This window comes from Gryllotalpicola daejeonensis (assembly GCF_039538145.1).
Taxonomy (GTDB): Bacteria; Actinomycetota; Actinomycetes; order Actinomycetales; family Microbacteriaceae; genus Gryllotalpicola; species Gryllotalpicola daejeonensis.
This window is the reverse complement of sequence record NZ_BAABBV010000001.1, coordinates 1,624,372-1,633,474: the sequence shown is the minus strand read 5'-3', so window position 1 is coordinate 1,633,474 and position 9,103 is coordinate 1,624,372. Positions and strand designations below refer to the sequence as shown.

Genomic DNA, 9,103 nt, shown 5'->3' with positions numbered 1-9,103 from the left:
GTGCCGGGCTTCCGCAGGTACGCCGCGACGGTCGCGATCTTCGCGTCCGGCCTGTACCTCGCGCTGTTGATCGCCGCGTTCGGCGTCATCTCGCTGCTCACGGGGCTCGACGTGATCGCCGATGCGCGCGCGGGCGAGCTGGCGGGGCCCGTCGCGACGGGCGCGGCGACGCTGTTCATGATCGGATGCCTGCTGCTGATCGCCCTCCGCATCCCGGAGTCGCGCCAGCGCATCGCTCCGCTCACGGCCATCGGCATCGGCGTCGGCGCGTATCTGGTCTGGCCCCTGTTCGCCGCGATCGCCTACCTGCTCGGCAACGGCGACCCGGTCGGCGCACTGCTCTTCTTCGCCCAGCTGCTCGAAGGCCCGTTCGCCATCACCGTCGGAGTGGCCGCGTTCGTCATCGCCCTGCTCTACATGCTCGTGCTCGCCTCGCGCATCGCCGACCGCGGCCGCCCGCGCTGGCCGTGGGAGCGCGACGACGACGAATGAGGCGAACCGTCGCCACCCGGCCGCGATTACGCGCATGATGTGTAGGTGCCCACCCGCGCCCCGCTGCTGACCCGCGGCCAGCTCGTCACCGTCATCGTCGCGGTGCTGGCAGTCGCGGCATCCGTTGTCGCCCTCGTCGTCACCGTGCCGCCTGCGGTGCGCGCGTCGCAGCCCGACGTGCCTGTGCGTGCGTACCTGAGCGCGATCATCGCCGGCGACGTGCGCGAGGCGCTCGAGCTCGGTCGCGTGACGAAGACCAAGGCCGACAGTCTGCTGACGGATGCCGCCTACGATCAGTCGTCCGGGCGAATCACAGCCTTCTCGGTTCTCGATGCCACGGTCGCCTCGAGCGGCCGCAGCGCCGCCGTCGGGGTGCGCATCACCCAGGGCGACGACCGATATGACGCGCAGTTCGAGGTCGAGCGCACCGGCGCGAATCCGTTCGCAGCGTGGCGGCTCGCGAAGCAGCACCTGCCGGAGGTCGCCTTCCACCTCGCCGCCCCGCTCGACCGCGCGCTCAGCATCGCCGGCGTCGCCTTCACTGCCACGCACGGCGTCGTCACGACGCACGTGCTTCCCGGCACCTACGCCGCGCAGGACCGCGGCGACAACACGTACTTCTGGGCGCAGGACGCAGAGGCGACGGCGACGCTCGGCGCGACGTCCGCCGGCGCGGCCGTCATGCAGCTTGAGCTGAGCCCTGACGGGGGCTACGCCGCGGAGTCACAGGTGACCGGGTGGATCGACCGCTGCGCCGCGTCGGCCGACCTTGCGCCGGACGGCTGTCCGTTCAAGGCGGTGCCTCAGGCATCCGTCACCTATTCAGCCGGGAAGTGGACGATCGAGAGCCCGCCGAGAGTCGACGAGGGGGAGTGGAACGCCGCCCTCGGCGGCTGGCCCGTCGTGACCAGTTCGCCGGGCTACGTGCGCTACACGGCGCGCGCCGCGCAGGGCGGCCTGACGGGCACGGCGACGACGGGCTCGAACCCGTTCAGCGTCGCGGGAACCATCACCCCGCAATCCGGCGGAGGAGTCCGGTTCGTGCCTTCGCCGACCTACTCAGGCACCGACACGTCAGGCGCGCTGACCTGATACCATTGATCGGGTGTGCGCTTTGGCGTGCGCACTCGGCGTGTCCGAGTTGCGCAGGTCGGAACGGCACAGTGTTGGTCAAACAGACTCGCACAGAGATCAGCTGAGATCACGAGCTTGCTCAGGGTCCAGGGTCTCCCACGGCATATCCACCACGCAATGCAGGTTGAAGTCGCTCGACTTCGCCGGTGGATCCCGATGGAAAAAACCATCAAACCGCTGTCACCGTGCAGCACTAACAAGGAGCATTTGTGCCAACTATTCAGCAGTTGGTCCGCAAGGGTCGCAGCCCCAAGGTCGTCAAGACCAAGGCGCCGGCGCTTAAGGCCAACCCCCAGCAGCGCGGCGTGTGCACCCGTGTGTACACCACCACCCCGAAGAAGCCGAACTCGGCGCTCCGCAAGGTCGCCCGTGTGAAGCTCTCGAACGGCACCGAGGTCACCGCCTACATCCCCGGTGAGGGCCACAACCTGCAGGAGCACTCGATGGTGCTCGTCCGCGGCGGTCGTGTGAAGGACCTGCCCGGTGTCCGCTACAAGATCATCCGCGGCGCCCTGGACACCCAGGCCGTCAAGAACCGCAAGCAGGCTCGCAGCCGCTACGGCGCGAAGATGGAGAAGAAGTAATGCCTCGCAAGGGTCCCGCTCCTAAGCGCCCGGTCGTCGCAGACCCGGTCTACGGTTCGCCCGTCGTCTCGCAGCTGGTCAACAAGATCCTGCTCGACGGCAAGAAGGGCCTCGCCGAGAACATCGTCTACGGTGCGCTCTCGGCCGTCGAGGCCAAGACCGGCAACGACCCGGTCGCCACGCTCAAGAAGGCGCTCGACAACGTCCGCCCGACCCTCGAGGTCAAGTCCCGCCGTGTCGGTGGCTCGACCTACCAGGTCCCGGTCGAGGTCAAGCCCCACCGCGCGAACACCCTGGCCCTGCGCTGGCTCACCGGCTACGCCAAGGCTCGCCGCGAGAAGACCATGACCGACCGTCTCACCAACGAGATCCTCGACGCGTCCAACGGCCTCGGCGCCGCGGTGAAGCGTCGCGAGGACACGCACAAGATGGCCGAGTCGAACAAGGCCTTCGCGCACTACCGCTGGTAGTCGCATTCTCGGCGGGTGGCCGGTGCCACAAACACCGGCCACCCGCTGAGGCCCAAAACTTCCCCCTTCACCATCCATCCGGAGGAACCCCGTGGCACAAGACGTGCTCTCGGACCTGAACAAGGTCCGCAACATCGGCATCATGGCGCACATCGACGCCGGTAAGACCACCACGACCGAGCGCATCCTGTTCTACACGGGCGTGAACCACAAGATCGGCGAGACCCACGACGGCGCCTCGACGACCGACTGGATGGAGCAGGAGAAGGAGCGCGGCATCACGATCACGTCTGCCGCCGTGACCTGCTTCTGGTCGCCGACCTACGCGGCGAACCCCAACGCGTCGCGTCACCAGATCAACATCATCGACACCCCCGGTCACGTCGACTTCACCGTCGAGGTCGAGCGCTCGCTGCGCGTCCTCGACGGCGCGGTCGCGGTCTTCGACGGCAAGGAGGGCGTCGAGCCCCAGTCCGAGACCGTGTGGCGTCAGGCCGACAAGTACAACGTCCCCCGCATCTGCTTCGTCAACAAGATGGACAAGCTCGGCGCGGACTTCTACTTCACCGTCGACACGATCATCAACCGCCTCGGCGCCAAGCCGCTCGTGCTGCAGCTGCCGATCGGCTCCGAGAACGACTTCATCGGCGTCGTCGACCTGATCACCATGAAGGCCCTCGTGTGGCCGGGTGACGCCAAGGGTGACGTGACCATGGGCGCCAAGTACGAGGTGCAGGAGATTCCGGCCGACCTCGTCGAGAAGGCGAACGACTACCGTCAGCAGCTCCTCGAGACCGTCGCCGAGACCGACGACGCGCTGCTCGAGAAGTTCTTCGGCGGCGAAGAGCTGACCGAGGCAGAGATCAAGGGCGCGATCCGCAAGCTCACCATCGCTTCCGAGATCTACCCCGTGCTGTGCGGCTCGGCGTTCAAGAACCGCGGTGTGCAGCCGATGCTCGACGCGGTCGTCGACTACCTGCCGTCGCCGCTCGACGTCCCGTCGATCGACGGCCACGACGTTCGTGACTTCGACAAGGTCATCGAGCGTCACGCCGACGCGAACGAGCCCTTCGCCGCGCTCGCGTTCAAGGTCGTCGCGCACCCGTTCTTCGGTCGCCTGACCTACATCCGCGCGTACTCGGGCCACCTCGAGTCCGGCGCCCAGGTCATCAACTCGACCAAGGACAAGAAGGAGCGCATCGGGAAGATCTTCCAGATGCACGCCAACAAGGAGAACCCGGTCGACTCGGTCACCGCCGGCAACATCTACGCCGTCATCGGCCTGAAGGACACCACCACCGGTGACACCCTCGCGGACCCGCAGAACCCGGTCGTCCTCGAGTCGATGACCTTCCCCGAGCCCGTCATCGAGGTCGCCATCGAGCCGAAGACCAAGGCCGACCAGGAGAAGCTGGGCACCGCGATCCAGAAGCTCGCCGAAGAGGACCCGACGTTCCGCACCGAGCTCAACCCCGAGACCGGCCAGACCGTCATCAAGGGCATGGGCGAGCTGCACCTCGACATCCTCGTCGACCGTATGCGTCGCGAGTTCAAGGTCGAGGCCAACGTCGGCAAGCCGCAGGTCGCGTACCGCGAGACCATCAAGAAGACGGTCGAGCGCCACGACTACACGCACAAGAAGCAGACCGGTGGTTCCGGCCAGTTCGCGAAGATCCAGTTCAAGCTGGAGCCGCTCGAGGTCACCGCTGAGACGACCTACGAGTTCGTGAACGCCGTCACCGGTGGCCGCGTGCCGCGCGAGTACATCCCCTCGGTCGACGCCGGTTTCCAGGAGGCCATGCAGGGCGGTGTCCTCGCGGGCTTCCCGCTCGTGGGCGTCAAGGCGACCCTTCTCGACGGTGGCTACCACGAGGTCGACTCCTCCGAGATGGCGTTCAAGATCGCCGGTTCGATGGGCTTCAAGGAGGCTGTCCGCAAGGCGCAGCCCGTGCTGCTCGAGCCGCTGATGGCCGTCGAGGTCCGCACCCCCGAGGAGTACATGGGCGACGTCATCGGCGACCTGAACTCCCGCCGCGGCCAGATCCAGTCCATGGACGACGCCGCCGGTGTCAAGGTGATCCGCGCGATCGTGCCGCTGTCGGAGATGTTCGGCTACATCGGTGACCTGCGGTCGAAGACCGCCGGCCGCGCCGTGTACTCGATGACCTTCGAGACCTACGGCGAGGTGCCGCGCAACGTCTCGGACGAGATCGTCCAGAAGGCCAAGGGCGAATAAGCCCCGGCGCGGCATCCGACGCGAGTCGGGTGCCGCGAGCCGGGCGCTGTAACGCCCGGTCGATATCCCGTAACATAGAAAAGATCCCCGTAGAATGTCCGGTCGGCGCACGCTGGCCGCAGCTTCTACACGAGAGTCCTGAGGAGGACCCACAGTGGCTAAGGCCAAGTTCGAGCGGACCAAGCCGCACGTCAACATCGGTACGATCGGTCACGTCGACCACGGCAAGACCACTCTGACCGCCGCGATCTCGAAGGTTCTCGCCGAGAAGTACCCCTCGGCCGTGAACGTGAAGCGCGACTTCGCTTCGATCGACTCCGCTCCCGAGGAGCGCCAGCGCGGTATCACGATCAACATCTCGCACGTCGAGTACGAGACCCCGAAGCGTCACTACGCTCACGTCGACGCCCCGGGTCACGCCGACTACATCAAGAACATGATCACCGGTGCTGCCCAGATGGACGGCGCGATCCTGGTCGTGGCCGCCACCGACGGCCCGATGGCTCAGACTCGCGAGCACGTCCTGCTCGCCAAGCAGGTCGGCGTTCCCTACCTGCTGGTCGCCCTCAACAAGGCCGACATGGTCGACGACGAGGAGATCCTGGAGCTCGTCGAGCTCGAGGTTCGCGAGCTGCTCTCCTCGCAGGGCTTTGCGGGCGACGACGCCCCCGTCGTGCGCGTCTCGGGCCTGAAGGCTCTCGAGGGTGACGAGAAGTGGACCCAGTCCATTCTCGACCTGATGGACGCCGTCGACGAGTCGATCCCCGACCCGGTGCGTGACCGTGACAAGCCGTTCCTCATGCCCATCGAGGACGTCTTCACCATCACCGGTCGTGGCACGGTCGTCACCGGCCGCGCCGAGCGTGGCACGCTCGCCATCAACTCCGAGGTCGAGATCGTCGGCATCCGCCCGACGCAGAAGACCACGGTCACCGGTATCGAAATGTTCCACAAGCAGCTCGACGAGGCATGGGCCGGCGAGAACTGTGGTCTGCTGCTCCGCGGTCTCAAGCGCGAAGAGGTCGAGCGTGGCCAGGTCGTCGTGAAGCCCGGTTCGGTCACGCCGCACACCGAGTTCGAGGGCACCGCGTACATCCTGTCGAAGGACGAGGGTGGCCGTCACAACCCGTTCTACGCGAACTACCGTCCGCAGTTCTACTTCCGCACCACCGACGTGACGGGCGTCATCACGCTGCCCGAGGGCACCGAGATGGTCATGCCGGGTGACACCACCGACCTCACGGTTGAGCTCATCCAGCCCATCGCGATGGAAGAGGGCCTCGGCTTCGCCATCCGCGAGGGTGGCCGCACCGTCGGTGCCGGTACCGTCACCAAGATCATCAAGTAAGTTCTCTTACTCGATCTGAAGAGTAGGGGTCGAGCCTTCGGGCTCGGCCCCTTTCTCTTTGCCCACTTTCCGCATGCGACATAGATACAACATGTGTTAGGATGTTCTCGACACCGAGAGAAAGGGAACATCCAATGACTGACACTTCGACGCGATCCGGCGGGCGGCGCCGAGGGCTGCGTCGCGCGGGCGCACTGACGGCAGCTGCGGGGCTTCTCTTGACCGGTGTGCTCATGGGTGGGCCTGCCGTCGCTGCGGCGGCTGCTGAACCGGCACCTGCCGCGTACGAGGCCGTGGTGCCGATCGCCGAAGAGGCGATCGTGCCTGTCGTCGAAGATGCGCTGGTGCCGATCGCGGAGACCGGCGAGACGACGCGCCCGCTCGGGATGACCGTCTTCGTGGCATCCGCGCTCACCCTGGGTGCCGGCGGCATCGCAACCGCACGCCTGCTCGCGGCCCGCAAGCAACAGGCGGTCAGAGTGGATTCGCGGGGCTGACCCGCGCTGAGACGGGGGCTGAGCCGGTCGGGGCTCAGCCCCTTTTTCGTGCCCTGCGGAAGGGCGCCGATGCGCGACACGCCCGGGTTGCAGCATCCCTATTCATCTGGCAAACTTGTATGGTTCAACATTTCGGCAGACGGGCCCAGCTCTCACCGAATCACTGCCAGGCAGTGCATAGCCGCCGACTCGCTCGGTTCAGGCTAGGCCGCGGGCAGCAGAACACCTCGCCAAAATCCGACAACGGAAGCCCCGGACACATCTGTGCCCGGGCTGAATTGCGTCGGGGCCAAGCGTTGAAAACCGAACAGTGGTGCTACACCACGAGCTTCGAGCGGCAGTCCGTTCGGAGCACGTCGCGTCCAATGCGAGCCGGAAGCTCGTAAGACGCCTTACACGAGAGCGAGTCAGTGATGGCGGGACAGAAGATCCGCATTCGACTGAAGTCGTATGACCACGAGGTCATCGACACCTCGGCACGCAAGATCGTCGACACGGTCACCCGCGCGGGTGCGACCGTGGTCGGCCCCGTGCCGCTTCCGACCGAGAAGAACGTGGTCGTCGTGATCCGTTCGCCCCACAAGTACAAGGACAGCCGCGAGCACTTCGAGAAGCGCACGCACAAGCGGCTGATCGACATCATCGACCCGACGCCGAAGGCCGTCGACTCGCTCATGCGTCTCGACCTGCCGGCCGACGTCAACATCGAGATCAAGCTGTAAGGGGGCCCGGTACACATGTCTGCAAAGACCAAGAACGTCAAGGGCCTGCTGGGCAAGAAGCTCGGGATGACCCAGGTGTGGGACGAGAACAACAAGCTCATTCCCGTCACCGTCGTCGAGATCACTCCGAACGTGGTCACCCAGATTCGCACCCCCGAGGTCGACGGCTACGACGCGGTTCAGATCGCGTACGGCCAGATCGACCCCCGCAAGGTCAACCAGCCGACCGCCGGTCACTTCGAGAAGGCCGGCGTCACCCCGCGTCGCCACCTCACCGAGGTGCGCACCGCTGACGCTTCCGAGTACACGCTCGGCCAGGAGCTCGCCGTTGGCGACACCTTCGAGGCCGGCCAGCTCGTCGACGTCGTCGGCACCAGCAAGGGCAAGGGCACCGCGGGTGTCATGAAGCGCCACAACTTCAAGGGCGTCTCCGCCTCGCACGGTTCGCACCGCAACCACCGCAAGCCCGGTTCGATCGGCGCCTCGTCGACCCCGAGCCGCGTGTTCAAGGGCATGCGCATGGCCGGCCGTATGGGCGGCGAGCGCGTGACCGTGCTGAACCTGACGGTGCACTCGGTCGACGCCGAGAAGGGCCTGCTGCTCGTCAAGGGCGCTGTCCCCGGTGCTCGCGGCCGCATCGTCTTCGTCCGCAACGCAGTGAAGGGAGCCTAAGACCATGGCTACTCTCGACGTCCTCGACGTGAAGGGTAAGAAGGCCGGCTCCGTCGAGCTGCCTTCCGAGGTCTTCGACGTCCAGACCAACGTTCCGCTGATCCACCAGGTCGTCGTCGCCCAGCTCGCCGCTGCCCGCCAGGGTACGCACAAGACGAAGAACCGCGGCGAGGTCTCCGGTGCGGGTCGCAAGCCGTTCAAGCAGAAGGGCACCGGCCGCAGCCGCCAGGGCTCGGTGCGTGCACCTGAGCACACCGGCGGTGGCGTCGTCCACGGCCCCGTGCCGCGCAAGTACGACCAGCGCACCCCGAAGAAGATGATCGCCGCTGCTCTGCTCGGCACCCTCTCGGACCGCGCCCGCGCTGGCCGTCTGCACCTCGTGCAGGCCATCGCGGTCGACACCCCGTCGACCAAGACCGCCAAGGCGCTGTTCGCCGGCCTCGGTGTTCGCAAGAACGTCCTCGTCGTGCTCGACTCCGCTGACGAGACCGGCTGGCTCTCCGTCCGCAACCTGCCGAACGTGCACGTCCTCGCGGCCGACCAGCTGAACGCATACGACGTGCTCCGCAGCGACGACGTCGTCTTCACGCAGGCCGCGTACGACTCGTTCGTCGCAGCGAAGACCAAGAACCAGGAGGTGACCAAGTAATGGCCGCCAACAAGGACCCGCGCGACGTCATCATCGCCCCGGTCGTCAGCGAGAAGAGCTACGGCCTGATCGACGAGGGTAAGTACACCTTCGTCGTCGACCCGCGCTCGAACAAGACCGAGATCAAGCTCGCGATCGAGTCGATCTTCAAGGTCGAGGTCGCGTCGGTGAACACCCTGAACCGTCAGGGCAAGACCCGCCGCACCCGCTTCGGCATCGGCAAGCGCAAGGACACCAAGCGCGCCATCGTCACGCTCAAGTCCGGTTCCATCGACATCTTCACGGCTGTCGGCTAGGAG

At 66.3% G+C, this 9,103-nt stretch carries 11 protein-coding genes; all 11 read left to right on the top strand.

The genetic code is table 11. The features are described 5' to 3' along the window. Window positions 1-492, top strand: coding sequence for a DUF6121 family protein (locus tag ABD736_RS08210; protein ID WP_344791253.1), 492 nt, complete (start codon window positions 1-3; stop codon window positions 490-492). Window positions 493-537: 45 nt separating this feature from the next. Beyond that, window positions 538-1,584 carry a hypothetical protein gene (locus ABD736_RS08205; protein WP_344791252.1) on the top strand — a complete coding sequence of 349 codons (1,047 nt, stop codon included), beginning with the start codon at window positions 538-540 and terminating at the stop codon, window positions 1,582-1,584. A 251-nt stretch (window positions 1,585-1,835) separates the two neighbouring features. Then, window positions 1,836-2,210 carry a 30S ribosomal protein S12 gene (gene rpsL / locus ABD736_RS08200; RefSeq protein ID WP_120788527.1) on the top strand — a complete coding sequence of 125 codons (375 nt, stop codon included), beginning with the start codon at window positions 1,836-1,838 and terminating at the stop codon, window positions 2,208-2,210. Further along, on the top strand, window positions 2,210-2,680 hold the full coding sequence (gene rpsG, locus ABD736_RS08195; RefSeq protein WP_344791251.1) for a 30S ribosomal protein S7: 471 nt from the start codon (window positions 2,210-2,212) through the stop codon (window positions 2,678-2,680). The genes rpsL and rpsG overlap by 1 nt, the downstream gene beginning before the upstream one ends. A gap of 91 nt (window positions 2,681-2,771) precedes the next feature. Next, on the top strand, window positions 2,772-4,916 hold the full coding sequence (gene fusA / locus ABD736_RS08190; protein WP_344791250.1) for an elongation factor G: 2,145 nt from the start codon (window positions 2,772-2,774) through the stop codon (window positions 4,914-4,916). A 154-nt stretch (window positions 4,917-5,070) separates the two neighbouring features. Next, complete coding sequence (tuf, locus tag ABD736_RS08185; protein ID WP_344791249.1) at window positions 5,071-6,264, top strand: elongation factor Tu; 1,194 nt, start codon at window positions 5,071-5,073, stop codon at window positions 6,262-6,264. Window positions 6,265-6,398: 134 nt separating this feature from the next. Beyond that, window positions 6,399-6,761, top strand: coding sequence for a hypothetical protein (locus tag ABD736_RS08180; RefSeq protein ID WP_344791247.1), 363 nt, complete (start codon window positions 6,399-6,401; stop codon window positions 6,759-6,761). Window positions 6,762-7,174: 413 nt separating this feature from the next. Then, window positions 7,175-7,483, top strand: coding sequence for a 30S ribosomal protein S10 (rpsJ, locus tag ABD736_RS08175; protein ID WP_027479364.1), 309 nt, complete (start codon window positions 7,175-7,177; stop codon window positions 7,481-7,483). A gap of 15 nt (window positions 7,484-7,498) precedes the next feature. Continuing rightward, the gene (rplC, locus tag ABD736_RS08170; protein WP_344791246.1) at window positions 7,499-8,155 is read left to right on the top strand and encodes a 50S ribosomal protein L3; all 657 of its coding nucleotides are present in this window, start codon (window positions 7,499-7,501) and stop codon (window positions 8,153-8,155) included. A 4-nt stretch (window positions 8,156-8,159) separates the two neighbouring features. Continuing rightward, entirely contained in the window at window positions 8,160-8,804 is a 645-nt protein-coding gene (gene rplD / locus ABD736_RS08165; RefSeq protein WP_344791245.1) for a 50S ribosomal protein L4, read from the top strand. Beyond that, window positions 8,804-9,100: a 50S ribosomal protein L23 gene (rplW, locus tag ABD736_RS08160; protein ID WP_344791243.1), complete on the top strand. Its 297-nt coding sequence runs from the start codon at window positions 8,804-8,806 to the stop codon at window positions 9,098-9,100. Before rplD ends, rplW begins: the two co-directional genes overlap by 1 nt. Window positions 9,101-9,103: the final 3 nt, after the last annotated feature.

Bases quoted from the DNA above. Each gene is read 5' to 3' on its own strand.
- ABD736_RS08180 (WP_344791247.1), top strand. From the start codon at position 6,399: ATGACTGACACTTCGACGCGATCCGGCGGGCGGCGCCGAGGGCTGCGT.
- rplW (WP_344791243.1), top strand. From the start codon at position 8,804: ATGGCCGCCAACAAGGACCCGCGCGACGTCATCATCGCCCCGGTCGTC.
- rplC (WP_344791246.1), top strand. From the start codon at position 7,499: ATGTCTGCAAAGACCAAGAACGTCAAGGGCCTGCTGGGCAAGAAGCTC.
- rplD (WP_344791245.1), top strand. From the start codon at position 8,160: ATGGCTACTCTCGACGTCCTCGACGTGAAGGGTAAGAAGGCCGGCTCC.
- rpsG (WP_344791251.1), top strand. From the start codon at position 2,210: ATGCCTCGCAAGGGTCCCGCTCCTAAGCGCCCGGTCGTCGCAGACCCG.
- rpsJ (WP_027479364.1), top strand. From the start codon at position 7,175: ATGGCGGGACAGAAGATCCGCATTCGACTGAAGTCGTATGACCACGAG.